The sequence below is a fragment of the Nocardia colli genome (assembly GCF_008704205.1).
Lineage (GTDB): Bacteria > Actinomycetota > Actinomycetes > Mycobacteriales > Mycobacteriaceae > Nocardia > Nocardia colli.
Genome location: NZ_VXLC01000001.1, coordinates 1232194 through 1259140 on the forward strand (window position 1 = coordinate 1232194; position 26947 = coordinate 1259140).

General features: G+C 66.3%; 25 protein-coding genes. 13 read left to right on the forward strand and 12 right to left on the reverse strand.

Annotated elements, in window-relative coordinates:
* The 3 genes from F3087_RS05830 to F3087_RS05840 all read right to left on the reverse strand — a co-directional run bounded on the left by F3087_RS05830 (position 1) and on the right by F3087_RS05840 (position 2265).
* The gene (locus F3087_RS05830) at positions 1–618 is read right to left on the reverse strand and encodes a carboxymuconolactone decarboxylase family protein (protein WP_150400659.1); all 618 of its coding nucleotides are present in this window, start codon (positions 616–618) and stop codon (positions 1–3) included.
* 1 nt (position 619) lies between these two features.
* Positions 620–940, reverse strand: coding sequence for a hypothetical protein (locus F3087_RS05835; RefSeq protein ID WP_150400660.1), 321 nt, complete (start codon positions 938–940; stop codon positions 620–622).
* A 62-nt stretch (positions 941–1002) separates the two neighbouring features.
* Positions 1003–2265, reverse strand: coding sequence for an acyltransferase family protein (locus F3087_RS05840; protein ID WP_150400661.1), 1263 nt, complete (start codon positions 2263–2265; stop codon positions 1003–1005).
* A 198-nt stretch (positions 2266–2463) separates the two neighbouring features.
* Here F3087_RS05840 and F3087_RS05845 point away from each other — a divergent pair, with 198 nt between their 5' ends.
* From F3087_RS05845 to F3087_RS05855, 3 genes are all read left to right on the forward strand, one after another.
* Entirely contained in the window at positions 2464–2664 is a 201-nt protein-coding gene (locus F3087_RS05845; RefSeq protein WP_150400662.1) for a hypothetical protein, read from the forward strand.
* Between the two features lie 178 nt (positions 2665–2842).
* The gene (locus F3087_RS05850; RefSeq protein WP_150400663.1) at positions 2843–3043 is read left to right on the forward strand and encodes a hypothetical protein; all 201 of its coding nucleotides are present in this window, start codon (positions 2843–2845) and stop codon (positions 3041–3043) included.
* A 127-nt stretch (positions 3044–3170) separates the two neighbouring features.
* Entirely contained in the window at positions 3171–3365 is a 195-nt protein-coding gene (locus F3087_RS05855) for a hypothetical protein (RefSeq protein WP_150400664.1), read from the forward strand.
* A gap of 44 nt (positions 3366–3409) precedes the next feature.
* On the opposite strand, the gene F3087_RS05860 is transcribed toward F3087_RS05855, so the two are convergent.
* Both F3087_RS05860 and F3087_RS05865 read right to left on the reverse strand, forming a co-directional pair.
* The gene (locus F3087_RS05860) at positions 3410–5710 is read right to left on the reverse strand and encodes an MMPL family transporter (RefSeq protein WP_150400665.1); all 2301 of its coding nucleotides are present in this window, start codon (positions 5708–5710) and stop codon (positions 3410–3412) included.
* A gap of 202 nt (positions 5711–5912) precedes the next feature.
* On the reverse strand, positions 5913–8207 hold the full coding sequence (locus F3087_RS05865) for an MMPL family transporter (protein ID WP_150400666.1): 2295 nt from the start codon (positions 8205–8207) through the stop codon (positions 5913–5915).
* A gap of 202 nt (positions 8208–8409) precedes the next feature.
* Here F3087_RS05865 and F3087_RS05870 point away from each other — a divergent pair, with 202 nt between their 5' ends.
* The 5 genes from F3087_RS05870 to tgt all read left to right on the forward strand — a co-directional run bounded on the left by F3087_RS05870 (position 8410) and on the right by tgt (position 14715).
* Positions 8410–9003, forward strand: coding sequence for a TetR/AcrR family transcriptional regulator (locus tag F3087_RS05870; protein ID WP_150400667.1), 594 nt, complete (start codon positions 8410–8412; stop codon positions 9001–9003).
* 46 nt (positions 9004–9049) lie between these two features.
* Positions 9050–9559, forward strand: a complete 510-nt coding sequence (locus F3087_RS05875) for an RrF2 family transcriptional regulator (RefSeq protein WP_150400668.1) — start codon at positions 9050–9052, stop codon at positions 9557–9559.
* Positions 9560–9713: 154 nt separating this feature from the next.
* Positions 9714–11447, forward strand: coding sequence for an ABC transporter ATP-binding protein (locus F3087_RS05880; protein ID WP_150400669.1), 1734 nt, complete (start codon positions 9714–9716; stop codon positions 11445–11447).
* Complete coding sequence (locus F3087_RS05885; RefSeq protein ID WP_150400670.1) at positions 11444–13363, forward strand: ABC transporter ATP-binding protein; 1920 nt, start codon at positions 11444–11446, stop codon at positions 13361–13363. Before F3087_RS05880 ends, F3087_RS05885 begins: the two co-directional genes overlap by 4 nt.
* Before the next feature lie 107 nt (positions 13364–13470).
* Complete coding sequence (gene tgt, locus F3087_RS05890) at positions 13471–14715, forward strand: tRNA guanosine(34) transglycosylase Tgt (protein WP_150400671.1); 1245 nt, start codon at positions 13471–13473, stop codon at positions 14713–14715.
* Positions 14716–14767: 52 nt separating this feature from the next.
* Here the strand turns inward: tgt and F3087_RS05895 are convergent, their stop codons facing one another.
* On the reverse strand, positions 14768–15544 hold the full coding sequence (locus F3087_RS05895; protein ID WP_396897533.1) for a queuosine precursor transporter: 777 nt from the start codon (positions 15542–15544) through the stop codon (positions 14768–14770).
* A 32-nt stretch (positions 15545–15576) separates the two neighbouring features.
* On the opposite strand from F3087_RS05895, the gene F3087_RS05900 reads away from it, so the two are divergent.
* Complete coding sequence (locus F3087_RS05900; protein ID WP_150400673.1) at positions 15577–16113, forward strand: DUF4190 domain-containing protein; 537 nt, start codon at positions 15577–15579, stop codon at positions 16111–16113.
* A 75-nt stretch (positions 16114–16188) separates the two neighbouring features.
* Here the strand turns inward: F3087_RS05900 and F3087_RS05905 are convergent, their stop codons facing one another.
* Genes F3087_RS05905 through F3087_RS05915 form a run of 3 tightly spaced genes read right to left on the reverse strand, consistent with a single transcriptional unit; the run spans position 16189 to position 18395 of the window.
* Positions 16189–16899: an RDD family protein gene (locus tag F3087_RS05905; RefSeq protein WP_150400674.1), complete on the reverse strand. Its 711-nt coding sequence runs from the start codon at positions 16897–16899 to the stop codon at positions 16189–16191.
* A gap of 44 nt (positions 16900–16943) precedes the next feature.
* Positions 16944–17861: a tRNA glutamyl-Q(34) synthetase GluQRS gene (gene gluQRS, locus F3087_RS05910; protein ID WP_150400675.1), complete on the reverse strand. Its 918-nt coding sequence runs from the start codon at positions 17859–17861 to the stop codon at positions 16944–16946.
* Positions 17862–17909: 48 nt separating this feature from the next.
* Positions 17910–18395, reverse strand: coding sequence for a DUF309 domain-containing protein (locus tag F3087_RS05915; RefSeq protein ID WP_150400676.1), 486 nt, complete (start codon positions 18393–18395; stop codon positions 17910–17912).
* A gap of 444 nt (positions 18396–18839) precedes the next feature.
* On the opposite strand from F3087_RS05915, the gene F3087_RS05920 reads away from it, so the two are divergent.
* On the forward strand, positions 18840–19025 hold the full coding sequence (locus tag F3087_RS05920; RefSeq protein WP_375908449.1) for a DUF397 domain-containing protein: 186 nt from the start codon (positions 18840–18842) through the stop codon (positions 19023–19025).
* A 142-nt stretch (positions 19026–19167) separates the two neighbouring features.
* Here F3087_RS05920 and qcrB read toward each other — a convergent pair whose 3' ends face one another.
* A complete protein-coding gene (gene qcrB, locus F3087_RS05925) occupies positions 19168–20823 on the reverse strand; it encodes a cytochrome bc1 complex cytochrome b subunit (RefSeq protein ID WP_150400678.1) in 1656 nt (551 codons plus the stop codon).
* 328 nt (positions 20824–21151) lie between these two features.
* On the opposite strand from qcrB, the gene F3087_RS05930 reads away from it, so the two are divergent.
* The gene (locus F3087_RS05930) at positions 21152–22519 is read left to right on the forward strand and encodes a WS/DGAT domain-containing protein (RefSeq protein WP_223884879.1); all 1368 of its coding nucleotides are present in this window, start codon (positions 21152–21154) and stop codon (positions 22517–22519) included.
* A gap of 31 nt (positions 22520–22550) precedes the next feature.
* Here the strand turns inward: F3087_RS05930 and F3087_RS05935 are convergent, their stop codons facing one another.
* Both F3087_RS05935 and F3087_RS05940 read right to left on the reverse strand, forming a co-directional pair.
* On the reverse strand, positions 22551–23192 hold the full coding sequence (locus F3087_RS05935; RefSeq protein WP_150400680.1) for a class I SAM-dependent methyltransferase: 642 nt from the start codon (positions 23190–23192) through the stop codon (positions 22551–22553).
* Between the two features lie 63 nt (positions 23193–23255).
* Entirely contained in the window at positions 23256–23741 is a 486-nt protein-coding gene (locus F3087_RS05940; protein WP_150400681.1) for a GNAT family N-acetyltransferase, read from the reverse strand.
* A gap of 208 nt (positions 23742–23949) precedes the next feature.
* Between F3087_RS05940 and F3087_RS05945 the strand changes: the two genes are divergently transcribed.
* Positions 23950–24372, forward strand: coding sequence for a hypothetical protein (locus F3087_RS05945; protein ID WP_150400682.1), 423 nt, complete (start codon positions 23950–23952; stop codon positions 24370–24372).
* Between the two features lie 93 nt (positions 24373–24465).
* A complete protein-coding gene (locus F3087_RS46445) occupies positions 24466–26913 on the forward strand; it encodes a protein kinase domain-containing protein (RefSeq protein ID WP_223884843.1) in 2448 nt (815 codons plus the stop codon).
* The last annotated feature ends 34 nt before the right edge of the window (positions 26914–26947 follow it).

The window sequence follows — 26947 nt, forward strand, 5'->3', positions numbered from 1 at the left end:
TCAGGTACCGCGGGAGAAAATCCGGATCGGCGACGGCACCCGATAACCCGCCGCCTTGATGAATTTCGCACCGCCCCTGGCTTCTTCGGGCGCCAGCGCCTGCGCGCCGAACGCGTTCAGCATCCGATTGATGACCCCGAACGTGGCGCCCACCCACACCGCCTCGTCGAAGGCCTCGGCGGAAACCCCCGCCTGCCGGACCTTGTCCGCGTCGTCCGGGGTGAGTCCGTCGGGGTCGCGGGCCAGCTTCCGGAGGAATTCGAGCATGGCCCGCGCCTCGGGCCGTAGCGGCGAGTCCGCTCCGTCCTGCAACGCGCGGTCCACGACCTGAATATCCACGTAGGCACCGGCGATCGCGTGATGCGCCGAGGTGCAGAACGGACACTCGTTCGCCTGCGACGTCCCGGTCGCGAAGATCTCGCGTTCGGCTACCGTCCAGAACGAGGGCCCGCGCATGGCCTGCTGGATGAGGTCCGATAGCGGCGTCCCGAAGAAATGATTCCGATAGAACGTCACCTTCAACACCGCGGGCAGGTCGATCTTGCTGAACCGCCGCATCATGCCGAACATCCACCGGGTCGGCCGGTCATGTCCGGATTCCACTGCCTCGAGCCACATTTCAGCGACCTCCCCACGCGCGGCGAGCGGCCCGTAGCCGCCGATCGGCGGCCCCGTAAGCGGCGACGGCCGCCGTCTCGAAGATCTCGTCGTCGCTGTGTCCCGCCGCCGTCAGCCCGGTGACGGTCGCTTCGGTGACCCGGTACGAACGCTCCGCGACCAGGTCGGCGAACGCGGCTAGCTCCGGGGGAATGCCGTCACCACCCGCCGAATCGGTGGCCCGCCTGCGGATCTCCCGGCGAACCTCCGCCGGTAGTCGTCCGCGCCCGGACCCGAGCTGCTCACCGAACCGCTGCCACTGCTCCTCCATCGACCGCGCCATCGACATATTGTCCCCCCGATTGCTTTGCCGCCCGGGCTTATTCGGATTCCCGGCGGCAGTAATCAGGCGGGTGTCGCGCTCTTGACCGCGTCGGCATTGCGCCGCGTCGTGGTGAGCACGACCGCGCCGAGCAGCACGGCGAGCACGGCCGCGCCCGGACCCACCGGGAACAGTTGGTATCGCCAGATCCCATAGACGCCACCGGCGGCGAGCAGCGTGCCGGCCAGTGCGGGCAGCGTGGCGTCGCGTGCGGCGTACCGCGCACAGAACGCATCCCAGCGCATGCTGATCCGGACCACGAGGAACAACATCACCGCGCTGACCGCGATCCACAACGGCCTTGTCTCCCACCAGAGTTGTGGATCGGCAGGCAGCAATCGGGACGGCGCGAGGACCGCCACTCCGGTCAGCATCGCGTTGACAGGCACGTGCCAGAGATAGATGGTCATCAACAAAGGCACGACCGCCGTGATCATCCGGCGCACCGAGCTGCGCGGTTCCCACCCGGCCATCCGCCGATCCACCAGCGTCAGCAGCGCCAGCTGGACGACGGCGAGGATCGAGATCGCCGACGTAGGCGGCGCGAGATTGGACACCGGCGCATCGGCCATGCCGAGCGTGGTCGGAAAGTACGGCCCCGGCCCGACCATCACCACCAGCAGGCAGCAGCCGAGCACGGCGATCAGCAGCGCGCCGGCCTCGGCGACCCGGCGCAGCAGCCCGCGCGCGTGCACGACACCGAGCTGATGACAGGACATCCACACGAACAACAGATTCCATTCGGCGAATCGACCGTCCCCACCGAATCGCAAGGCATCCACCCCGAACGAGCACCCCAGCAGCACCGCGGGCAGCAGCAACGGCACCCGATCGTGGACGAACACCGCACCGGGAGCCGCCGCCACCGCGATCAAATACACCGCGAGAAACCACAGCGGACTCGCCACCACATGCGCCGCGGTCACCGCCGTCCGCTCGGAATAGCCACCGAGCACGCCGATCACCGGCGCCAGCACCGCGATCAGCGCGAGCACCGGCGTGACCAGCCGCCGTGCCCGCGGCCCGAGATACTCTCCGTAGCTCAACCCCGTTGCCCGCCAACGATCCACGATCAGCGTGTTCGCGAACCCGCCGGCCAGGAAGAACAGCGGCATCACCTGAATCAGCCAGGACAACGCCCAGAGCGGCCGCCCGTGCAGCGCGGAATCGCCGCGCACCACACCGTCGGTCACGGTGACCCGCACCGAAATCCAGTGGATGACCACGACGACGCCGATGGCGAAGACCCGCACGAGATCGATCGTCCAGCTGCGCTGTCTGCTCACCCCTGTGGCGTACCGCCCCCGGCTGAACAGCGGATGAAATGCAGCGGCCGCCTGCGGTTTCGAGCCGGCGAGCAATAGTTTCGGCGGAACGGATATTTCGGGCGAACGGGGGTATACGCCGGATAGCTAAATGCGGGAAGGACGTGGTGGCCCATGCGCCGTCGTGCAGTCCGCTCGAGACCGATGAGCGAGAGAAACATGAGAATCGGAAGCATTATTGTCTTGGTCTGGTTGCTGGTCGGCGTCGTCGCCGCAGCTCAGCGGGACTACTTCGACAGCGGGCCGGTGAACTGTGCCGGCTTCGGCACCATCGCCGTCACCGTGATCGCGGGACCGCTCAACTACATGGGCGTGAATCCCAAGGTCGACGATTGCAATGTGCCGCAACCAAGTCCGTAATCCACGGAACCGGTGAGCGCGTACTGCGCACCGGCCCAACCTATTCGGCGACCTCGCGCCCGGTAACGGGCGCGAGGTTCGCTGTCGTACGGCACGCAGGTGATCTCGGCGCGTTCGGCGCGTCGCGTCCGGCATCACATAATGATGTTGCTCAGCGGACACCGACGAACGAGGCAGCATGCGACTTGGCAGTGTGATTGTCGTGCTCTGGCTGGTGATCGGGGTGATCGCCGCGGGCCAGCGCCATTACTTCGACAGCGGCCCGGTCAACTGCGCCGGATTCGGCAGTACCGCGCTCACCGTCCTCGCCGGTCCGCTCAACTATGTCGGGGTGAACCCGAAGGTCGCCGACTGCAACGTGCCCCAACCCAGCCAGTAAACGGATAATCGCTGTTCAGGCGGGTATTCTCAGGTGGGGAGCACGGAAAGGGAGCGATGACATGCGCGACCGAGAGATTCGTGACCGCGGTGTTCGCGGACGAGCAGTGCGCCGTACCGGTCCCCGGATGTTCAGCACACTGCTGCTCATCTGGCTGGCCATCGGCTTGCTCGCCGCGGGGCAGCGCCACTATTTCGAGAGCGGCCCGACGAACTGCGCGGGCTGGGGCACGATCGCCGTCACGGCGCTCGCCGGTCCGCTCAACTACATGGGTGTGAACCCGAAGGTCGACGACTGCACATTGCCGCAGCCGAGCCAATGAAAAACGCCCCCACCCGGTAGCCGAGTGGGGGCGAGTCGTATCTATCAGCCGACGTCGGCGGGCAGCTTCGCCTCGCCCGGCGTCGGCTGCCCGCGCAAGGCGAACAGCTTGGCGCCTTCCACATCGATGTCGGGCACGATCTTGTCCAGCCACTTCGGCATCCACCACGCCCACTTGCCCATCAGCGCGAGCAGCGAGGGGATCAGCACCATCCGGACGATGAACGCGTCGAACAGCACACCGGCGGCCAGCGCGAAACCCATCATCTTCGCGGTCACGTCGGTCTCCAGCAGGAACGAGCCGAACACCGAGATCATGATGACCGCTGCCGAGGTGACCACGCGCGCCCCGTGGTGATAACCGCTGATCATCGCCTCCTTCGGCGGTTTGCCGTGCACGTATTCCTCGCGCATCCGGGTCACCAGGAACACCTGGTAGTCCATCGCGAGACCGAAGACCAAGCCCACCAACATGATCGGCAGGAAGCTCACGATCGCCCGCGGATCCTGGATCAGCCCGAGCTTGCCCTCCTGGAAGATCAGCACCGTCGCGCCGAAGGTGGCCGCCATCGACAGCAGGAAGCCGAGCGCGGCGGTCAGCGGCACCAGGATGGAGCGGAACACCAGGATCAGCAGGATGAACGCCGCGCCCGCCACGATGGCCATGTACGGCACGATCTTGCCGAGCAGCACGTGGTCGATGTCGGCGTAGATGGCGGTGGTGCCGGTGATGCCGTATTTCATCCCGTACTGCGATTCGAGCCGCCCCTCGGCGGCGCGCGCGTCGCGGACCAGGTCCTTGGTCGACTGATCGTTCGGGCCGGACTTGGGTACGCCGTTGATCAGCGCGCCCAGCCCGTCCTGACTCATCCGCGCCTCGGTCACGTAGTCCATGTCCGGCGAGCTCGCGAGTTCGTCGTGCAGCGAGGCCAGCGCCGCCGCGCGTTTGTCCGCCGGGACGCCGGCCAGATCGACCGCGACCTGGAGGACACCGTTGCTGCCCTCGCCGAACCCGGCCGTGCGCAGCTCGTAGGCCTTCCGGACGGTGGAGGTCTTGGGCATGCTGTCCTCGCCGGGCAGCCCCAGGTTCATATTGGTCGCGGGCAGCGCGAGCAACCCGAGCACGACGATGCTGAGCACCAGCGCGACCGCGGGCGCCTTGCCGATGGCCTGCCCGAAGCGCATGCCGTTGGTGACCGAGTCGTCGTCCTCCGGATCGTGCTGGGCGATGATCGGCAGCTTCGGCTTGAACAACGCCCCGCCGAACGCGCCGAGCAGCGCGGGCATCAGCGTGATCGCGGTCAGCACGGCGAACGCCGCGGCCACCGCGCCACCGAGACCCATGAAGGTCAGGAATCGAACCCCGACGATGCTGAGCCCGACCAGCGCGATGATGACGGTCAGCCCGGCGAACACCACCGCGGAGCCTGCTGTCCCCAGCGCGGTACCGGCGGCCTCGTCTGGTGAATCCTGTACTGCCAGTTCATGTTTATAGCGGGAGACGATGAACAGCGCGTAGTCGATGGACAACGCGATCCCGATCATCGACGCCAGGAACGTCGTGAAACTCGGTATCGACAGGAACGACGTCCCGAGGAAGATCAACGAGGTCGCCGCACTGAGCCCGACCACCGCCGTAATGATCGGCACGAACGCGGCCACGATCGCGCCGAACGCCACGATCATCACGATCAGCGCGACCGCCATACCGATCATCTCGGATTTACCGCTCGGCGCCTGCTGCTCCATCGCGATGGTGCCGCTCATCTCCACCGTCAAACCCGCGGCGCGCGCCTGATCGGCTACGTCGTAGGCGGCCTTGCGACTGTCCGCGGTGACGTCGGTGAAGTTCTTGATGCCGAACGGCACGCTGAAGAACGCCACCGTGTCCCGATCGGTCTTGTTGAGCACGTTCAGCGGCGCACCGCTGCACTTCGAGGCGTCCGGCTCGGCGACCAGACAGCCCATCTCCTCGGTGGCGGTGATCGGATTCGCGATCGGCTTGCTGTGGTCGACGATGCCGAGCTGGTTCAGCTGGTCGATCAGCGCGTCGATCGCCTGCCGGTTGACCGGGTCGGTCAGCTTCTGCCCCGCGGGCGCGCCGATCACATAGGTGCCGGTGACGGCGTCGAATTTGAACCCCTCGGACATGCCGGGGAAGTGCTGGTCGAGGATCTGCGTGGCGCGTTCCGACGGCAGGTTGGGCATGCTGAAGTCATCGCTCATCGGCTCTTTCAGCTGGGCGCCCAGGCCGGCGAGGACCAGGAAACCGACGATCCAGATGGGTAGCACAATCCACTTGTGGCGGAAGGCGAACTTTCCCCACCGGTATAGATACACGGACACAGGGTTCTCCTCGCGGTGATCGAGTCGTGCCGGATCGAACGACATAACGCGCGCGGGCCGACTGCACCCGCCGGGAACTACCGAGCTGGAGAGATCGAACTTCTCTGAGTCTGCTGCGGTCGGCCCACAAGATCAAGAACCCCGGATACGACTCGGCCCCGCGCCCGTCGAACGGGTGCGGGGCCGAGCACGAGCTAGGCGATCAGCTGACGCCGACCGGCACTTGCACCGTGTCCGCCGAGCGCTGCTGCAATTCCCGCAGCTTGGCGCCTTCGACGTCGATATCGGGCACGATCTTGTCCAGCCACTTCGGCATCCACCAGGCCCACTTGCCCATCAGCACCAGCAGCGACGGGATGAGCACCATCCGGACGATGAACGCGTCGAACAGCACGCCGGCCGCCAGCGCGAAGCCGAACGACTTCGCGGTCACGTCGGTCTCCAGCAGGAACGAGCCGAACACCGAGATCATGATGATCGCGGCCGAGGTCACCACGCGGGCACCGTGGTGATAACCGGCGACGACCGCTTCCTTCGGCGACTTGCCGTTGACGAACTCCTCGCGCATCCGGGTCACCAGGAACACCTGGTAATCCATCGCGAGACCGAACACCAGGCCGATCAGCATGATCGGCAGGAAGCTGATCAGCGGATGCGGATCCTCGATCAGCCCGAACTTGCCCTCCTGGAAGATCAGCACGGTCGCGCCGAACGTCGCACCCATGGACAAGAGGAAGCCGAGCGCCGCGGTCAACGGCACCAGGATCGAGCGGAACACCAGGATGAGCAGCACGAACGCGGCGCCGGCGACGATCGCCAGATACGGCACGATCTTGCCGAGCAGCACGTTGTCCACATCGGCGAAGATGGCCGTGGTGCCGGTGATGCCGTACTCCATGCCGAACTCGGCCTGCAGCTGGCCTTCGGCGTCGCGGGCGTCCTTGACCAGGTCCTTGGTGGCCTGGTTGTTCGGCCCGGACTTGGGCACGCCGTCGAGCAGCACGCCCTGCTTGTCCTCGCTCCACTTCGGCTCGGTCACGTAGTCCATGCCGGGGTAGGCGGAGAGCTTGTCGCGCAGCGCCTTCACCGCGTTGTCCCGGTTCTCCACCGGCACCTTGGACAGGTCGGCCGCCACGTTCAGCACGCCGTTGCTGCCCTCACCGAACCCCTCGGTGCGCAGCTCGTAGGCCTTGCGGATGGTGGAGGTCTTGGGCTGGCTGTCGTCGCCGGGCAGGCCGAGGTTCAGTCCGGCCGCGGGCGCGGCGAGCGCACCCAGCACCAGCACGCTGAGCCCGAGGGCGAGCCACGGCGCCTTGCCGATCAGCCGGCCGAAACGCATGCCGTTGGTGACCGACTGGTCGTCCTCCGGATCGTGCTGGGCGACGAGCGGCAGTTTCGGCTTGAACAGGGCCTTGCCGAACGCGCCGAGCAGGGCCGGCATCAGCGTGATCGCGGTGAGCACCGCGAACCCGGCGGCGATCGCGCCGCCCAGACCCATGAAGGTCATGAACTGCACGCCGACGATGCTGAGCCCGCCGAGCGCGATGATCACGGTCAGGCCGGCGAACACCACCGCGGACCCGGCGGTGCCGAGCGCGGTGCCGGCCGCCTCCTCCGGCGAATCCTGTACCGCCAGTTCATGTTTGTAGCGCGAGACGATGAACAGCGCGTAGTCGATGGACAACGCGATCCCGATCATCGACGCCAGGAACGTGGTGAAGCTCGGCACCTCGATCACCGAGGTACCCAGCATGATCAGCGAGGTGGCCGCGCCGAGGCCGACGATCGCGGTGACGATCGGCACGAAGGCGGCCACGATCGCGCCGAACGCCACGATCATCACGATCAGCGCGACGCCCATGCCGATCATCTCGGACTTGCCGCTCGGCGCCTCCTGCTTGGACGCGATCGAGCCGCTCATCTCGACGGTCAGTCCGGCGTTGCGCGCGTCGGCGGCCACCGCGTAGGCCGCGTCGCGTTCCTTGTCGGTGACGTCGGTGAAGCTCTTGATGGTGAACGGCACGTTCAGCACCGCGACCGAGTCCGGCACGGTCTTGCTGAGCACGTTCAGCGGTGCGCCACTGCACTTGCCGGGATCCGGATCGGCCAGGCAGCCCATCTTGTCGGCGGCCTCGATCGGGTTCATCAGCGGCTTGCTGTGGTCGACGATGTCGAGTTCACCGAGCTTGGCGATCAACGCGTCGACCGCCGTGCGGTTCGCCGGGTCGGTGAGCTTCTGCCCGGCCGGTGCGGCGATCACATAGGTGCCGGTGACCGCGTCGAACTTGAACGCGGCGGACGCGCCGGGGAAGTGCTTGTCCAGAATGTCGTTGGCCCGCGCGGACGGCAGGTCCGGCATGGTGAAGTCGTTGGTCATCGGCTTGCTGAGCTGCGATCCGAGCCCGCCCAGCAGGACGAACAGGACCAGCCAGACCGGGAGAACGATCCACTTTCTTCGGAAAGCGAACTTTCCCCATCTATAGAGATATACGGACACGAAGGATCTCCTAGCGATGCTGGGGGTGTGCTGATTCAAGCCGGTGACAGCACTCGCGGGGGTGCCCTGCCTGTCCCCCGCCTCCACGTGACGCTTTCTGCCTACCGTGCGGTAGGTAGACTATCCGGGCTCTAAGCGGAGGGGCAACCTCAATTTCGCTGGCACCGTTAGCTCGGCGCACGATTGGTGAGAGGATCATCCGATGGCCGCCCGTTCCACCCCTGCCACCGTTGCCGCTGGTCGGGGGACGAAATCCGCGATTCGCGACGCCGCGGTGAAGCTATTCGGCGACAAAGGATTCGAGCAGACGAGCCTGCGCGAGGTCGCGGATGCGGTAGGAATCACAAAGGCATCGCTCTACTATCACTACGCCTCGAAGCTCGATCTGCTGCACGCGATCATCGATCCGATCATCGATCACATGCGTTCGGTGGTGGTCGATCTGGATCAGGCGACGCGGGACGTGGACGGCATTCGCGACGTGCTGCGCAATTACCTGCGCGGCATGGTCCACTACCGCGCCGCGGGCGCGCTGGTGCTGCGCGACACCGTGACGATCGTCAACGCGATGGCCGACCGGCACCCCGATCTGGTCGACGACGATCGGACCCTGCGCGAGTGGCTGGCCGGGCCGGACGCCACCGACGAGGCCAAGCTCCGGGCCAGTGCGGCGCTCGCCATGCTCGGCGTCGCGCTGATGTCGCGCGAGTTCGCGCCGGGCGCTGACGACGCCCTGGTGGAAACCACGCTGCTCGATGCGGCGACCTGCGTGCTCAACCCGCGCGACTGCGCGTAGATTGCAGCTACTCAGACGGACCAACCGGAAAACGCCAGGAGAAGCTGTGCATATCACCGCGAAGGTCGACTACGCGGTGCGGACGTTGCTCGAAATCGCCCGCGCACCGCAGCTGAACCCCGCCGCGCTCGGCCCCGTCGTGCAGGCCGCGCCTGTGGTGAAGGCCGACGCGATCGCCACGGCGCAGCGCATTCCACCGAAGGTCCTGGAGACGGTGCTCGGCGACCTGCGCCGCGCCGATCTGGTGATCAGCAGGCGCGGCCCGGACGGCGGCTACTGGCTGGCCCGCCCGGCCGGCGAGATCTCCGTCGCCGACGTGATCCGGGCGATCGAGGGGCCGCTCGCTTCGGTACGCGGCGAGCGACCGGAGGACGTGACCTATTCCGGCGCGGCCGAATCGCTGCAGCGTGTCTGGATCGCCTTGCGCGTGAATATCCGTGCGGTACTGGAGAATGTGTCGATCGACGACGTCGCCGGCAATCGGCTACCCGAGTTCGTCGACGCGCTCACCAATGATCCGGGCGCATGGGCGCGTAGAGAGCGCCCGCTGAATTAGGTCCGCTGAATCAGACAAAGCACCCGCTGAATCAGACGCCAGGGCCACTGAATTGAACGCCAGGCGCGGATAAGCGCCGTGACGGGAGGCTATTTATGCTGGTCAGAAATCTTTGCGACGCACGTCACTGTTCGCCGGTATTCTGCGATTCATCATGCTGATTCGACTTCTGCGCACCTATCTGCACCCCTACCGCGCCCAGCTGGCGGGGGTCGTTGTGCTGCAGTTGATCTCGGTGATCGCGATGCTGTATCTGCCGAGTCTCAACGCCGATCTGATCGACAACGGCGTCACCAAGGGCGATATCGGATACATCTGGAGCACCGGGCTACGGATGCTCGCCGTCACCGGCGTGCAGATCCTCGCCTCCGGCTGCTCGGTCTACCTCGGCGCGCAGGCGGCGATGAGCGCGGGCCGCGACCTGCGCGGCGCGCTGCTGCACCGGGTCGGCACCTTCTCCGCCCGTGAGGTCGGCATGTTCGGCGCGCCGTCGCTGATCACCCGCAATACCAACGACATTCAGCAGGTACAGCTGCTCATCGCGATGTCGGCGACCATCCTGGTGATGGCCCCGATCATGTGCATCGGCGGCATCATCATGGCGCTGCGCGAGGACCTCGGCCTGTCCTGGCTGCTGCTCATCGCGGTGCCGGTGCTCGGGCTGTCGATGGGCTGGATCATCAGCCGGATGGTGCCCGGCTTCCGGGACATGCAGACCAGGATCGACGAGGTGAACCGCGTTCTGCGCGAGCAGATCACCGGCATCCGGGTGGTCCGCGCGTTCGTCCGGGAACGCCAGGAGACCTGGCGCTTCGGTGTCGCCAACACCGAACTCACCGACACCGCGTTGCGCGTCGGCCGGCTGATGGCGCTGATGTTCCCGCTGGTCATGCTGATCAGCAATCTCACCGCGGTGGCGGTGATCTGGTTCGGCGGGCACGCGGTCGACCAGGGCACCATGCAGATCGGCTCGCTCACCGCGATGCTGTCCTACATCATGCAGATCCTGATGGCCGTCATGATGGCCTCGTTCCTGGCCATGATGGCGCCGCGCGCCGCGGTCTCGGCCGACCGGATCGGCGAGGTGCTCGAGACCGAGTCCTCGGTCGTGCCGCCGAAGCTGCCGCAACCGTTCCAGGGCGACCCGGCCGACGTCGACTTCCAGTTCGCCGAGTTCGCCTACCCCGGCGCGGAGAAGCCGGTGCTCAAAGCCATTCGCTTCCAGGTGAAGCCGGGCACGACCACCGCGATCGTCGGTTCCACCGGTTCCGGCAAGACCACGCTGCTCAACCTGATCCCGCGCTTGATGGACGTCACCGACGGCGCGGTCTACCTCGGCGGCACCGACGTCCGGCACATCGACCTGGAGCTGCTGCGCGAACAGATCGGCCTGATCCCGCAGAAGGCGTACCTGTTCTCCGGCACCGTGGCCAGCAACCTGCGCTACGGCAATCCGGACGCCACCGACGACGAGCTGTGGCGGGCGCTGGAGATCGCGCAGGCCGACGACTTCGTCCGGGAGATGGCGCAGGGCTTGGAGACACCGGTCGCCCAGGGCGGCACCACGGTCTCCGGCGGTCAGCGCCAGCGGCTCGCCATCGCGCGGGCACTGGTGAAGCAGCCGCGGGTCTACCTGTTCGACGACTCGTTCTCCGCGCTCGACGTGGCCACCGATGCCCGGCTGCGGGACGCGCTGCGACCGGTGACCAGGGACTGCGCGGTAATCATTGTGGCGCAACGGATCATGACGATCCGCGACGCGGACCAGATCGTGGTGCTGGAGGACGGCGAGATGGTCGGCATCGGCAGTCATGAACAGTTGATGCGCGACTGCAAGGAATACCAAGAGATCGTTTCGTCCCAGCTGAGCGCGGAGGAGGTGCGATGAGGCCAGGAATGCCGGCTCCCGGTGCGCCGGATGCCAAGGCGAAGTCGTTCGGCCCGTCGCTGAAGCGACTGCTGCGCAGGCTCGCTCCGGAGAAGAAGCTCGTCTGGCTGGTCGTGCTGCTCGCCATCACCTCGGTCGTGCTGAACACGCTCGGCCCGTACATGCTGGGCAAGGCGACCAACCTGGTCTTCGACGGCGTGGTCGGCAGGCAGCTGAAGTTCCCGCCGGGGACCACCAAGCAGCAGGCGATCGAATACCTGCGGTCCAAGGGCGACAACACCTTTGCCGACATGCTCAGCGCGATGAACGTGGTGCCGGGCACCGGCATCGACTTCACCGCGGTCGGCCGGGTGCTCATGCTGGTGCTCGCGCTCTACATCGGCGCATCGGTGTTCGGCTGGTTGCAGGCCTTCCTGCTGAACATGGTGATCAACCGGACGGTCAAGCGGCTGCGCAGCGACATCGAGGACAAGATCCATCGGCTTCCGTTGCGCTACTTCGATTCCCAGCCGCGCGGCGACGTGCTCAGCCGGGTCACCAACGACGTGGACAACGTGTCGCAGAGCCTGCAGCAGACGATGAGTCAGCTGATCGTCTCGGTGTTCACCGTGCTCGGCATCCTGGTGATGATGTTCTGGATCTCGCCGCTGCTGGCGCTGATCGCCCTGCTCACGGTGCCCGCCGCGATCACCGTCACCGCGCTGATCGCGAAGCGCTCCAAGCCGCACTTCGTCGACCAGTGGAAGCACACCGGCATGGTGAACGCACAGGTCGAGGAGGCCTACACCGGCCACGAGATCGTCACCGCGTTCGGCCGCAACCGCGAGGTCGGCGCCGAGTTCGACAAGCGCAACGAGGAGCTCTACCAGTCGAGCTTCAAGGCGCAGTTCATCTCCGGGCTGATCATGCCGGCCATCATGTTCCTCGGGAACGTGAACTTCGTGCTGGTGGCGCTGGTCGGCGGCCTGCGGGTGGCGACCGGTCAGCTCTCGCTCGGCGAGGTGCAGGCGTTCATCCAGTACTCGCGTCAGTTCAGCCAGCCGCTCACCCAGATCGGCGCGATGGCCAACCTGCTGCAGTCCGGCGTCGCCTCGGCCGAGCGGATCTTCGAGATCCTCGACGCCGAGGAGCAGAGCCCGGATCCGATCGCGGCCGACACCCGTCCGGTCGATCGCGGCGAGGTCGAGTTCGAGGGCATCTCCTTCCGCTACGAGGAGGACAAGCCGGTGATCGAGCGGCTCTCGCTCATCGCCGAGCCCGGTCACGTGGTCGCCATCGTCGGTCCCACCGGCGCGGGCAAGACCACGCTGGTGAATCTGCTGATGCGGTTCTACGAGCTGGACTCCGGCGCGATCACCATCGACGGTGTCGACATCACCCGGATCACCAGGGACAACCTGCGTTCTCGCATCGGCATGGTGCTGCAGGACACCTGGTTGTTCAAGGGCACCATCCGGGAGAACATCGCCTACGGCAACCCGAACGCGAGCGAGGAAGAAATCCTCGACGCCGCGCGCGCCGCGTATGTGGACCGTTTCGTGCACGCGCTGCCCGACGGCTACGACACGGTGATCGATGAGGAGGGTTCCGGCGTCAGCGCCGGCGAGAAGCAGTTGATCACCATCGCCAGGGCGTTCCTGGCGAAGCCGTCCATCCTGATCCTGGACGAGGCGACCAGCTCCGTGGACACCCGCACCGAACTGCTGGTGCAGCACGCGACCGCGGCCCTGCGCCGCGACCGCACCAGCTTCGTCATCGCGCACCGCCTGTCCACCATCCGCGACGCCGACCTGATCGTCGTGATGGAGGCGGGCCGGATCGTCGAGCACGGCACGCACGAACGCCTGCTCGAGGAGCGCGGCGCTTATTACCGGCTGTACAACGCGCAGTTCGCGGCGGCGTCCGCGGAGGTGTAGCGCTCGATCGAAGGCCGCTTCGCCGTTTCCCGACGGTGGGGCGGCCTTTGTCGTGCGTGCGGCAGGGGCAGACGGTGCCGCCGATTCCTTGCTGGGAGGATGTTCGGGTGTCAGACCCCGGTTCCTTCTCGTTCACTGTCGGTACCCGCCTCGACGGGCGGCACGGCCGGTCCGGCGTGATCAGCACGCCGCACGGTGAGATCGCCACGCCCGCGTTCATTCCGGTGGGCACCAAGGCGACGGTGAAGGCGGTGCTGCCGGAGACGATGAAAGAGATCGGCGCGCAGGCGCTGCTGGCCAACGCCTACCACCTCTATCTGCAACCGGGCTCGGACATCGTGGACGAGGCGGGCGGGCTCGGCAAGTTCATGAACTGGCCGGGGCCGACCTTCACCGACAGCGGCGGCTTCCAGGTGATGTCGCTGGGCGTCGGTTTCAAGAAGGTGCTCGCGATGGAAGCCGTGGGTGTACGCAGCGATCAGGTGATCGCGAAGGGCAAGGAGCGGCTGGCCACCGTCGACGACGACGGCGTCACTTTCCGCTCGCACCTGGACGGCTCGAAGCACCGGTTCACCCCCGAGGTGTCCATGGGCATCCAGCATCAGCTCGGCGCCGACATCATGTTCGCCTTCGACGAGCTCACCACGCTGATGAATACCCGCGGCTACCAGGAGAAGTCGTTGCAGCGCACGCACGAGTGGGCGCAGCGGTGTCTCGACGAGCACGAGCGGCTGACCGCGGCCCGCACGCACCGCCCGTACCAGGCGCTGTTCGGCGTCATCCAGGGTGCGCAGTACGAAGACCTGCGCCGCCAGGCCTGTCGCGGCCTCGAATCGTTGCGCGGCAGCGCGGGAACGGGTTTCGACGGTTACGGCATCGGCGGCGCGCTGGAGAAGCACAACCTCGGCACCATCGTCGGCTGGTGCTGCGACGAACTGCCCGAGGAAAAGCCCAGGCACATGCTCGGCATCAGCGAGCCGGAGGACATCTTCACCGCGGTCGAGCACGGCGCCGACACGTTCGATTGTGTGAACCCGTCTCGGGTCGCCCGCAATGCCGCGATCTACGTCGCCGAGGGCCGATTCAATATCAACACCAGCCGGTTCCGGCGTGACTTCACCCCGATCGACGACACCTGCGACTGCTACACCTGCGCCAATTACACCCGCGCCTACCTGCATCATCTGTTCAAGGCCAAGGAAATCCTCGCGGCAACCCTGTGCACAATTCACAACGAGCGCTACACGATTCGGCTGGTCGACCGTATTCGCGCGAGCATCGAGGGTGGCTATTTCGACGAGCACAAGGCCGAGACGCTCGGTCGCTGGAAGGGCCGGATCCCGACCCCGTAGTCCTGGTGGCCCCGGACTCCACGGTGTGAAGTCCGGTGGCCGCCAACGTCTTTCAGCTCTGTAGTGCGGGTGCTTCGCGCGGTGCGTAGGTCGGCTCGTGCTTCTTGAGCCAGGCGATCACCCGATAGGTGATCGGCAGCACGATGACCTCCGCGAGCGTCTTCCACAGGAAGCCGACGATCACGTAGTTCACGAACTGACTCCACGAGTCGATGCCGATGGCGGTGGCCGCGATCGAGCAGAAGATCAGCGTGTCCCCGAACTCGCCGACCACGGTGGAGCCGATCAGCCGGGCCCACAGGTGCTTTTCCTTGGTCCGTTCCTTGATCAGCACCAGCGTCGCGGAATTCAGCATCTCGCCGACGAAATAGCCGGCCAGTCCGGCGGCGACCAGCTGCGGCGTGGTCCCGATGACGGTGCGGAACGCGTCCTGGTTCTCGTAGAACGTCGCGGCGGGCAACTCGATCGCGATCTTGAAACACACCACCGTCAGCAGCAGGACGGCGAAGCCGAAGTAGATGGCGCGGCGGGCGGATTTGAAGCCGTAGATCTCGCTGAGCACGTCGCCGATGATGTAGGCCAGCGGGAACAGGAACCAGGCGCCGTCGGTGCTGATCGGCAGCACCTCCAGGGGGCCCAGGTGCACCGAGTGATCGGTGAAGAACTGCACGCCCTTGGTCGCGCAGATATTGGAGATGATCAGCGTTGCCGTGAACAACGCCACGATCGGTGTGTAGTACCCCCGCGCCACCTGGGCGAATGCCGCATGGTCGGGCGCGGGGCGTCCAGATTCGGGGACTTCGGTTTTATTCGGCTCACTCACCCGCATCATCCAACCAGGTTGTGGAATACCCTGTAGCAATGACGAATCCCGGCGATTCCGACGAATGGTGGAAGCAGTACGGCGGCCAAGGCGTATCGCCGGAATCCGGTGCACCGAGCTCGGTTCCGCAATACCCGAACGCTGAACAGCCATCGGGGTACCCGTCGGCGCCGCAATACCCGCAGCAACCCGCCCAGCCGATGACCCCGCCGCCGCAACAGCAGTACCCGGGCTACCAGCAGCCGCAGCAACCGTATGCGGCCCAGCCCCAGCAGCAGCCGTACGGCCAGCCGAACTACGGCTACCAGCCCGCCTACCAGCCGTACGGGATGGCGCAGCCGCAGGGCACCAACGGCCTGGCCATCGGCGCCCTCATCGCCTCGCTGGCCGGATTCGTCACCTGTGGCCTCGGATCGATCGTCGGGATCATCCTGGGCGTCATCTCGTTGAACCAGATCAAGCAGTCCGGCCAGGAAGGCAAGGGCATGGCCCTGGCCGGCATCTGGATCGGCGTCGGCGCCATCGTCCTCGCCGTCCTCTGGTTCGTCGTCGTCCTGGTAGCCGGCACCACCTAGCCCCACCCCGCGAAAACGTCAGGGGCGCACCCGAAATTCGGGTGCGCCCCTGCGCGTGTCTTCAGCCGATCGGCGTCAGGACTTGACGACCTGCGTGCCGCCGGCGAACTTGTCGTGCCAGCCCTGCTTGTTCGGGTCCTGCGAGATGGTGACCATGATGTAGATCGCGAGGCCGAGCGAGACCAGACCGCCGATGCACGGGATGACGTTCGCCGCGAGCCACAGGTTGCGCTTCAGCGAGGTGGCCGGGTCGATCTTGGCCGCGCCACCGGGGGCGAGCACCTTCAGCCCCAGGATCTTCTTGCCGAGTGTGGTCCCCTGGGTGGTCTCCATGCCGACGAAGTAGGCGAGTTCCACCAGCGTCCAGACCACGGACAGGCCGATGGTTGCTCCGGTGGAGCCGCTGAACAAGACGTAGAGGATGGCGTACGGGATCGCCAGGATGAGCGCGTCGATGACGCGCGCACCGATGCGGGTGCCGAGGTCACCCGGCTGGCCGCCGTACTGGTTGAAACCGCCCGGCTGCTGCGGGTACTGGCCGTACTGATCCTGCTGGCCGTACTGCGGCGCCTGACCGTATTGCGGCTGCTGGCCGTACTGCGGCGGCTGCTGACCGTACTGGGGCTGCTGGCCGTAGGGCTGCCCGCCCTGGGGGAACTGTTGGCCGCCCTGCGGGAACTGCTGACCGCCTTGCGGTTGCTGTTGGCCGCCTTGCGGGTACGGCTGCTGCCCATACGGCTGCCCGCCCTGCGGATATTGGTTGGGGTCGTACCCACCGCTTGTCATAGTTTGTCCTCGTCGAGTGATCAGTAGTTGGACGAATGCGTACGTTACGGACATCGACTGCGTTGCAACAACCCATTCCCGTCGAGTATCCACGGTTCGCGGGGCAGATGTGCCGGGTCGAAGCTGTCGAGCAGTTCGGCCGCCGAGGTCGCCGGGTGGCCGAGCGAGTCGGCGAGCACGGCCACTACCTGGTCGGGCGTGTTGCCGAGCGCGCGTTGGTCGGCCAGCGTGACCGCGCCGTCGCGCTTAGCCAGACGTTGTCCTTCGGCGTTGAGTACCAGCGGAACATGGGCGTAGTGCGGCACCGGAAGATCCAGCAGCGTCGCGAGGTAGGCCTGCCGCGGGGTGGACGGTAGCAGGTCGTCGCCGCGCACCACCTGATCGATGCCCTGCGCCGCGTCGTCGACCACCACCGCGAGGTTGTAGGCCGGGATGCCGTCGCCGCGGCGCAGCACCACGTCGTCCACCGGTGCGCGGTAGCGCCCGTGCAGGTCGTCGACGATCTCGAATTCGGTTGCCGCGGCGCGTAAGCGCAGTGCGGCCGGGCGTCCCTGGGCGCGGAAGTCGCTGCGCGCCTGGTCGGTCAGCGTGCGGCAGGTGCCTGGGTAGGCGCCCAGCGGACCGTGTGGCGCGGTGGCCGCCTGCTGTATTTCTTTTCGCGTGCAGAAACATTCGTAGGTGAGATCGGCGGCGGTGAGCCGATCGATGGCCGCCTGGTAGAGCGGCAGCCGCTCGGACTGCCGGACCACCGGGCCGTCCCAGTCGAGTCCGATCGCGGCCAGGTCGTCCAGCTGCCGCTGCTCGGCGCCCGGCCGCACCCGATCGAGATCCTCGATCCGCATCAGGAAGCGCCGGCCGGTCGAGCGGGCGAACGCCCAGGCGAGCAGGGCCGTGCGCAGGTTCCCCATGTGCAGATCCCCGGACGGGCTCGGCGCGTACCGGCCGGCACCCGGCTCAGGCACGGGCCCGGCTGGTTCGGGATGACGTGAACACGGTGCCCATCGTAGATATCAGCCGCGCAGGTGCGGCGTCAGCTCCTCGGGCGAGATCGGTGTCTGCGCGTCGAGTGCGTCGAGCAGGGCCTGCGAGTGCGCGATCAGCCCGGCGCGGTCGATGCCGTAGGGCGCCTCCGCGCCGTCCGCCGGCTCGAACTCGGTCAGCCGGGTGATCGCCCGGGTCAGCAGGGTGCGCGCACCCTTGGGATTACCCCGTTGGATGTGTGTGACACCGACAGCAAGTTGGGCAAGTGCCTGCCACAGCATCCGTTCGGCGAACGGTCCGTTCTTCCACGCTGCCTCTAATACCTCGTGCGCGTTGAATGCCAAACCGTCGTCCAGCAGTTGCTGAGCGAAGGTGAGGGTTTGCTGCGGCGGTAGTTCCAGATCATCGGGAATTCGGGCAACTCCGGCACTGCCGGGCGGCAGCGGACGGCCCAATCGGTCACGCGGACGAGAGTTAAGGGCGCGACCTGCGTCGTCGCGATCGCGGTCAACCATGCCTTCCATCATGCCCGCCCACGGTGGTGGCGTCGATGAGACAGTGTCCGCAGAAAGAAACTATGGCGGATCACAGGGCAATCACATCGGCGGAAAAGTTTGCGGCAGTACGATCAGAGGAATGGTTGCAACCCGCTGGCAATGTTTCCGCAACATTTAATCTTCGCAAACATGGCAGTTGCGATGATTCAATAAGCAAGAGACGGGCAAACTTTCGATCGACCTGCTAAAGTCTCTGTCGCGGGGTCAACCTCGCGGGGGTGTATTCACCCCGACGTACAGTGCGATAACGACGCACCGTTGAGTTGCGCGCTTTCGTCAGGCGCACAGGGGATTCGGCGTTGCTTGGCCGGGTGCCGGTGCTAGTTAGAACGATGTCAGAAGAAATCTCGTTCTCGACGCAGCAAAGGAGCTAGTGCCGTGGAGGTTGATTTGACGGATGCTGTGTGGCGCAAGAGCACATACAGCGGCCCTGATGGGAACTGTGTGGAAGTCGCCTTTCTAGTCGACGGCAAAATCGCGGTCCGTGACACCAAGGACAACGGATGTGGCCCGGTGCTGGCGTTTGCCCCGGGGCAGTGGGACGCATTCCTAACCGGAGTAGCGCAGGGGGAGTTCGGGCGCGCCTGATAACGACAGGCAGCCTGAACAGGCACTACGGGCCCCGGGTCGGCACGGACTCGGGGCCTTCGCAATATTCGGGCACCGGGATTCCGGCGTCCGAATACTTGCGTGTCGGGATAACGCGCGCCGGCCAGCTATTCGTCGCCGGCTATCGCGCCGAACCGTTACTGCCCGAACCGTTCCCGTTCCGGCTATCGCGTTCCTGGTAATTCCGCAGTACCGCCAGCTGCCGCCGCTCTTCCTCGTGGTCGGCCTCGTGATTGCGCTCGGACTCCTGCCACGGATCGGCGCGGAAGAAGCTGCCGGTGCCCGGCTTGCCCGCCGCACCCAGCTTGCTCATCTTCTTCGGCACCGGCGCGCCCTGGTATGCCAGTGGGATCGGATGGCCGTGCTCGTCCACCGGGCCAAGCGGCTGGTGGAGCTCGATGTACTCGCCGTTCGGCAGCCGCCGGACCACGCCGGTCTCGACGCCGTGCTCCAGCACCTCGCGGTCGCCGCGCTGTAAGCCGAGGCAGACCCGATAGGCCACGAAGTAGGCCAGCGGCGGGATCAGCAGGATGCCGATCCGGCCGGTCCAAGTCGTCGCGTTCAGCGAGACGTTGAACTTGTAGGCGACGATGTCGTTCACGCAGGACAGCGTGAGCACCACATAGAACGCGATCGACATCGCACCGATCGCGGTGCGCACCGGCACGTCGCGCGGGCGTTGCAGCAGATTGTGGTTCGCGTGCTTGTCCCCGGTCAGCCGTTTCTCGATCCATGGATAGGTGATCAGCACCGTGAACACCAGGCCCATGATCAACGCGCCCCACACCGGCGCGGGCACCGTGTAGCGCCCCAGATAGATCTCCCACGGCGGGATCAGGCGCATCATGCCGTCGGTCCACATCATGTAGAAGTCCGGCTGCGAACCCGCGGAGATCTGCGAAGGGTTGTACGGACCCATGTTCCAGATCGGGTTGATCTGCAACAGCCCGCCCATGAGGGCGACGATGCCCAGGGTGAACGCGAAGAACGAGCCCTGATCCAGCGAGAACACCGGCACGATCCGCGCGCCGACCACGTTGTTCTCGGTGCGACCCGGCCCCGGAAACTGCGTGTGTTTCTGGTACCAGACCAGCGCCACGTGCGCCGCGATCAAGGCCAGCATGATGCCGGGGAACAGCAGCACGTGCGCGATGAACAGGCGCGGAATGATGATGGTGCCGGGATAGTCGCCGCCGAACATCAACCAGTGCAGCCAGGTGCCGATGATCGGCATGCCCAGCGTGATGGATGAGAACGCCGCCCGCAGCCCGGTGCCGGAGAGCAGATCGTCCGGCAGCGAGTAACCGAAGTAGCCCTCGAACATCGCCAGGATCAGCAGCAGCGCACCGATCACCCAGTTCGCCTCGCGCGGTTTGCGGAACGCGCCGGTGAAGAACACGCGGAACAGGTGCACGATGATGGACGCCGCGAAAAGCAAAGCGGCCCAATGATGTACCTGCCGCACGAACAGTCCGCCGCGCACCTCGAACGAGATGTTCAGCGCCGTCTCGTACGCCCGCGACATGGTCACGCCGCGTAACGGCTGGTAGGAGCCGTCGTAGACCACCTCGGTCATGGACGGGTCGAAGTACAGGGTCAGATACACGCCGGAGAGCAGCAGAATGATGAAGCTGTACAAGGCGATCTCACCGAGCAGAAACGACCAGTGCGTCGGAAACACCTTGTTGATCGACCGCTTCAGAAAATTGGCGGCCTGATATCGCTCGTCGGCGGAATCCGCCTGCGCGCTGACCTTGCGACCGAGTTGAGTTGCCATGGTCGACACCCCGCCCCTGGGAGAGTGGTATGCGTTCTACTACAGACGGTAGCAGGCAACCCGTCCGGAATCGATAGGTTTGCCCGGATCCACTTGCGAACCAAGATCATTCGCCGATCCGGTACTACCGAAACGCCGTTCACAATCGCCGCCGAACGGGACATCACGGTGGACTTTCCCGCCATCTCCCACAGCCATGTCCCGCCCGGTCCTGAAGCGAGCGCCGAATGGGACATGGCGGCGGCCGTTCTCGATGTTCGCCGCAGCCATGTCCCATTCGATGGGGCGGCGGGGTCGGCGGGTTCGATACTGTCGGACGGTGGGTTCGATGGCGCCGCAGGACGCGACGATGTACTGGCTGTCGGCCCGTACTCGCAATGATCTGTTCCTGCTGTACTGCCTCACTGATGCCGGGCGCCCGTCTGCGGAACTGCGCGCATTCGTCGCCGAACGCAGCGCGCGGATCGCCGATCTGCGCGTCCGGGCCCGCGATGTGCCGGGCGATCTGGACTACCCGTCGTGGGTGCCGTGCGAGTTCACCTCCGATCAGTTCGTCGAGCATGCGCTGCCGCAGCCGGATTGGTCGCACCTGCTCACCGCGCTCGGCGAGGTGGTCGACACCGGCGTGGACGCGGCGGTGCGACCGTGGCGATTTCACCTGTTCCGCGGCATCGTCGACGCGCCGGGCGGCTCCGGACCGGCACTCGTCGCGGTGCTACAGATGTCGCACTCACTTGCCGACGGCCGGCGTGCGGCCGAGATCGCGCGGGCATTGTTCGCCGAGGATGAGGGCGATGCCGGTTCGAATTCGGTAGCGGGCGCGCTCCGCACCTTTCGTGCGAGGGCGATCCCTGCGCCGGTGGGCGCGGTGCTGGCGTTGCCGCGGATGCCGATTCGGATCGCGCGGACCGCGATTCGTGGTTATCGAGCTTTTCGAGCCCAGCAGAGACTTGCGGAACTCACTGCGGCAGGGGAGTTGCCGCCGCCTGGGCCGGACTTTCCGCCCAGTCTGGTCAACAACGCTGTGACAGAAGCTGATTCGGCCCACCAGGTGCGGATGATCGTGTGTGACGCCGAATCATTGCGTGCTCCTGGACGCACTGTGACCGTTGTCGTGCTGACCGCCGTGTCGCTCGCACTCGCGCGCTACCTCGAAATGCGTGGTGCCCCTGTGGATAAACTCGGCGCACAGGTTCCGATGGCGTTATCCGATACCGCGAAAAGTAACGCCCACAACAACTATCGAAGCCTCAGCGTCGACCTGTCCATCGACGAACCCGATCTCCGCCTGCGCGCCGACAAGATCGCCGCGACCATGGCCGACCGGCGCCTGCGCGCCCAGCATCCCCTGCTGACGGCTCAGGATCGAGTCACCGACGTCGTCCCCGCACCGATGCTCCGCCGCGACATCGCCCGCTATCCGCTCGACACGGTCCCCGACTCCGTCGCAGGTCACACCGTCGTCTCCAGCGTCTACCGCGGCCCGGCGAACCTCACCTTCGGCGGCGGCCCGGTCCGTTTCACCGGCGGCTTCCCGGCGATCGGCTCCGTCATGCGCCTGACCCACGGCGTCCACGGACTCGGCGACACCGTCACGATCTCGCTGCACGCCGATACCGCGACGATCCCGGATCTCGATGCCTACGCCGAGTTGTTACGGGCCGCCCTGAAAGAAGCAGCGCATGGGTTGAAATGATTGCGGTACAGCCGAATTCGGAGCGAAAAGACTAACCTTCGGCGGGTTTGTGCCACACCAGCGAGTACCGCCAGAAAACGCGCCGCCGAACCCGCGCTCCAGGAAGCAGCGCGACCGCCTGCTCCCGTACCTGACGAGTCGTCAACGGCGGATCGAGAACGACCGGCATGTTCTCGTGACTCGGCTCCAATGCATACCAATCCCCGCGACCGAACGTGCGCAGAACGGCGAACGTGCCCGCCAGAACCCGCTGACCGATCGCGGCCACGAGTTCGACGGGCAGTTCCCGAACCAGGTCCGCACGCGGCAATGCGATGACAGCCAGCACGCCACCCGGACGCAGCGCTTCGGCCAGCACCGGCAACACCTCGTCCAGGCGCATATGGTGCAGCGTGCTGATCGAAACGATCGCGTCATAGTTTCCCGCAGGCAACGGCTGCTCCAGCACGTCCCCGAGAACGCAGGCGACATTGCCGGGCACCGCCTGCTTCGCCGCGTCGATCATCACCGGCGACCGATCGATCGCATCGACCTGCTCGGCATGCCGGGCCAACTCCACCGCGAACGCTCCGGCTCCACATCCGACGTCCAGTACTCGCGCGCACGGATCAGGCAGATGCCGCAGCAGAAACCGGTGGTAGAAGCTGTTGTGATCCCATCTGAAGCCAGCCATCAATCCCACTCTGCCACAGGATTTCCGCGCATCACCGCCGCCGCCGACAGCACGATGCCGGCGCTATTCGAGCGCGAGCGTCGCCGTCACCGTGTCGCCACTGACCGTCGACGTGGCCGCCCCGAGCAACTTCCGCGCCGCCGAATTATCAACCGTGGTCACCGCGACCACCCGCCGCGCCCCGATCTCCGCGGCAACCACCCGCAGCAGCTCGGCCACCGCCTTACCCACCCCGCGCCCCCGATCCGAACGACCGATCCAAACCCCCGCCTCGAACCCCTCGTCTCCAGGCTGCAACCGCGCGGCCCCCACAACCCGGCCACCCACCACGATCAAATACGTGTACTCGACCGGTGCGTCCACCACCAACGCCCGCCCCCGATGAAACTCGAGAAACGCCTGCCGCCGCTCCGCATTCCACCCCGGCTCCCCAGCCACCGGCGGCATCACCTCCAACGGATCCGCATCGGCCACCGCCGCCTCGAGCAACAGCGCGAGGTTCTCCTCCGTCAACGGCTCGAGCCGTACCGGCTCCGGATTACTGTCCACCGCATCGAGCCTGGTGCAACGGTTTGCCCGGGTCAACGGAGTTTCCGCCGCACACCCCGTGCAAGACTCAAATTGAATGTGCCACTTAATGATTCGGCCGAACGCGCCGGTTCCGCTCTGGCAGACTGTGCGACGCGGGCTCCCGCGGGGGAGTGGTCACGGGTCCGGACGCCGTCACCGCGCGGACCGACAAGCGAGGGGACTAGACATGCACATCTCGATCCGACCCACGGCTCTGGCGCTCGGCCTCATCGCGACAGCGGGTCTGCTCTCGACCGCCGGAGCCACAGCGGCCCCGGCCGGCTATCAGCCTCCGGATCTCACCTTCGCCGCCACCGGCCCCCATGAGATCACCGCGACGATCCGCAACCCCAACACGGCCGGGATCTGCTACGCCATCATCGGCATCGACACCTCGGTCCACGAGTTCGCCGAACACGACGGCTCCGGCTACGCGCCCGCGGGCCAGACCATCCGGGTGACCCGCCACAACCTTCCCGCCGGCCGCTACCGCGTCGGTGGCTTCTGCGGCTCGTCGGCGACCTCGCCTGATCAGGTGATGGCCGCCGAGCAGGAGGTCACCGTGCCCGGTGACAAGCCGGCTCCGTCCGGCTCCGGCGGGTCGAACTAGCCCGTCCTGCCTGGTAAACGCGCAGGCTACGATGACCGGGTGAGCGACCGGATGCGCTGATGCGGTCGGGTGACTTGACGTCTGAGAGGGCGGATGCTGCGCGCTGGTGAGGTTTTCGCCGGATATGTGATCGAGCGGCAGCTGGGTCGTGGCGGCATGGGGTCGGTGTATCTGGCGCGGCATCCGCGGTTGCCGCGGCGGATCGCGCTGAAACTGCTCAGCCCTGATCTGCATGCCAACGACGAGATGCGTGCTCGGTTCGAGCGCGAGGCGGAACTGGTCGCGCAGCTGGATCACCCGAATATCGTCGCGGTGTACGACCGTGGGGTCGATGAGGGCATCCGGTGGATTTCCATGCAGTTCGTCGACGGCACCGACGCCGGCGCGCTCGATCCGCGCTCGCTGGACCCCACCCGGGCGGTCGAGATCATCACCGAAACCGCCAAGGCGCTCGACTACGCGCACGCCGTCGGCGTCCTGCATCGCGACGTGAAGCCGGCCAACATCCTGCTGGCCCGCGCGACCGCCGGACAGGACGAACGCGTCCTGCTGACCGACTTCGGCATCGCCCGGTTACGCGACGACGTTCACCAACTCACGCGAACCGGAATGTTCGCCGCGACCTTGGCTTACGCTTCCCCGGAACAACTCTCGGCCGGTACCGTCGACCACCGCTCCGACCAGTACGCCCTGGCCTGCACCCTGTTCTGGCTGCTCTCCAACACCGCCCCCTTCACGGCGGACAACCCCGCCGCGATGATCGCCGCACATCTCCAACAACCTCCGCCCCCGCTCACCACCCGCCGATCTGATCTACCCCCGACCCTCGACGCAGTGCTGTCCAAGGCACTGGCCAAGCGCCCCGGCAACCGCTACGACTCCTGCACGGAATTCGCCACGGCCGCCCGCGAAGCTCTGAAATCGCCCGCCCACGCCCCACCGACCATCCCGCAGTCCTGGGTGGATCCACGCGCAGAACGGGCAGGGCAGGGCGAGTGGTCTTATGGGCAGCGGCCACCGAGCGAGTCCACGCACAGGCGGCCCCCGGGCGAGTCCGCGCCCGCACCGACGCCGGATGAGCGTGCACGACAAGAGGATTCGATTGGGCCGACGCAAGGGTCCGGGTCGGATGAGATCGGCTCGGGGCGGGGCGCACGGCCATCGCCGCCGAATCATCCTGCGGTGGAGTCTGGTTCGCGCGGGGCGACGTTGTGGGCGGAGCCGAGTCAGCCGACGTTGACCGCCGAGCCGGGCGATAGCCAGCCGGAAATCCGGAGTGCTGGCGGACGGGCCACGCGCAATGCTGTTGTCGCCGGGGCTGTTCTGGTTGTGGCCGTGATCGTCGCCGGGATCATCTGGGCCAACTCGGGAACTTCTTCGGATAGCCCGGCCGCGCCCACACCGTCCGGCCCTGGTGCCCTGCGCACAATCGACTGGTCCGGCGCCGTTGCTCCAGGGACCGCCGGTGCGCCGCGAGCGATCGAGCCACTGACGCAGATCGATGCACAGGGCAAGGAGGTCGCGAAACCTGCTGCCGCGATCACTCCGGCAGGCGACGGCAAGGCAACGTGCACGCCCGTAACGATCGCCACGACAGCCGTTTCCGGCGGCGGCAGCGCGGACGGCGGGGTGCGGCTGGCCATCGATCAGTTCACGAAGGCGAACCCCGGATGTTCTGTCGCGTTACGAGAATTCGACACCACAGGTGCACAGGCAAGTGATGTAGCCGCGCAGATCGTGAACGATCCATCGATCGCCGCATTGATCGGCCCGGTGTTCTCCACGGAAATCCAGTCCACCGGAAAGATTTTCAACGACGCCGGCCTGCCGTTCCTGACTCCATCGGCGACCGATCCCGCCCTGTCCACCAACGGGTGGCACTCCTTCTTCCGCGGCCTGGCCGCCGACGACGTCCAAGGCACCGCCCTGGCCAAGTACCTGGTCAATACGGCGCACTACCGCAAGATCTGCGTCATCCAGGACAAAACCGGTTACGGCAGAAGCCTGGCCGGCAGCGCCGTCTCCAGCCTCGGCTCGGCCGCCGATCCGAACTGCGCCGCCGACATCGGCAAAGGTGACCGCGACTTCGCCACGCTGACCACCACGATCGCGACGGCCAAGCCCGACGCGATCTTCTACTCCGGCTACGCCGAAGAGGCCGCAGCCCTGCTCCAGGAACTGCGCCGAGCGGGCATCACGGTCCCCTTCGTCTCTGCGGAAAGCACCGTCACCCCGGACTTCGTTGCCCGAGCGGGCAATTCGGCACAGGGCGCGATCGTGTCCTGTTCCTGCGGCCCCGTCGTAAACCAATTCGCCGGCGAATACCAGGCGCTGAACGGCCGAGCCCCCGGCCCGAGCTCCGTCGAAGCGTACGACCTCACCACGATCGTCCTGAAGGGCATCACCTCCGGCCGCACCTCGCGCGCCGACCTCGCCGAGTACCTCCGTGGTTACGAGGGCACCGGCCTGGCCCGCACCTACCGCTGGTCCACCACCGGCGAACTCGCCACTCCCCAAACCTGGCTGTACAAGGTCAACTGACCGCCACCTCGCAGTTCTCGCTCTATTCCCTGGT

Excerpts from the sequence above, each read along its gene's own strand:
- F3087_RS05835 (WP_150400660.1), bottom strand. The coding sequence starts at position 940 with ATGGCGCGGTCGATGGAGGAGCAGTGGCAGCGGTTCGGTGAGCAGCTC.
- qcrB (WP_150400678.1), bottom strand. The coding sequence starts at position 20,823 with ATGGCAACTCAACTCGGTCGCAAGGTCAGCGCGCAGGCGGATTCCGCC.
- F3087_RS46445 (WP_223884843.1), top strand. The coding sequence starts at position 24,466 with ATGCTGCGCGCTGGTGAGGTTTTCGCCGGATATGTGATCGAGCGGCAG.
- F3087_RS05930 (WP_223884879.1), top strand. The coding sequence starts at position 21,152 with ATGGCGCCGCAGGACGCGACGATGTACTGGCTGTCGGCCCGTACTCGC.
- F3087_RS05915 (WP_150400676.1), bottom strand. The coding sequence starts at position 18,395 with ATGGTTGACCGCGATCGCGACGACGCAGGTCGCGCCCTTAACTCTCGT.
- F3087_RS05880 (WP_150400669.1), top strand. The coding sequence starts at position 9,714 with ATGCTGATTCGACTTCTGCGCACCTATCTGCACCCCTACCGCGCCCAG.
- F3087_RS05845 (WP_150400662.1), top strand. The coding sequence starts at position 2,464 with ATGAGAATCGGAAGCATTATTGTCTTGGTCTGGTTGCTGGTCGGCGTC.
- F3087_RS05945 (WP_150400682.1), top strand. The coding sequence starts at position 23,950 with ATGCACATCTCGATCCGACCCACGGCTCTGGCGCTCGGCCTCATCGCG.
- F3087_RS05830 (WP_150400659.1), bottom strand. The coding sequence starts at position 618 with ATGTGGCTCGAGGCAGTGGAATCCGGACATGACCGGCCGACCCGGTGG.
- F3087_RS05885 (WP_150400670.1), top strand. The coding sequence starts at position 11,444 with ATGAGGCCAGGAATGCCGGCTCCCGGTGCGCCGGATGCCAAGGCGAAG.
- F3087_RS05855 (WP_150400664.1), top strand. The coding sequence starts at position 3,171 with ATGTTCAGCACACTGCTGCTCATCTGGCTGGCCATCGGCTTGCTCGCC.
- F3087_RS05905 (WP_150400674.1), bottom strand. The coding sequence starts at position 16,899 with ATGACAAGCGGTGGGTACGACCCCAACCAATATCCGCAGGGCGGGCAG.
- F3087_RS05895 (WP_396897533.1), bottom strand. The coding sequence starts at position 15,544 with ATGCGGGTGAGTGAGCCGAATAAAACCGAAGTCCCCGAATCTGGACGC.
- F3087_RS05850 (WP_150400663.1), top strand. The coding sequence starts at position 2,843 with ATGCGACTTGGCAGTGTGATTGTCGTGCTCTGGCTGGTGATCGGGGTG.
- F3087_RS05935 (WP_150400680.1), bottom strand. The coding sequence starts at position 23,192 with ATGGCTGGCTTCAGATGGGATCACAACAGCTTCTACCACCGGTTTCTG.
- F3087_RS05870 (WP_150400667.1), top strand. The coding sequence starts at position 8,410 with ATGGCCGCCCGTTCCACCCCTGCCACCGTTGCCGCTGGTCGGGGGACG.
- F3087_RS05900 (WP_150400673.1), top strand. The coding sequence starts at position 15,577 with ATGACGAATCCCGGCGATTCCGACGAATGGTGGAAGCAGTACGGCGGC.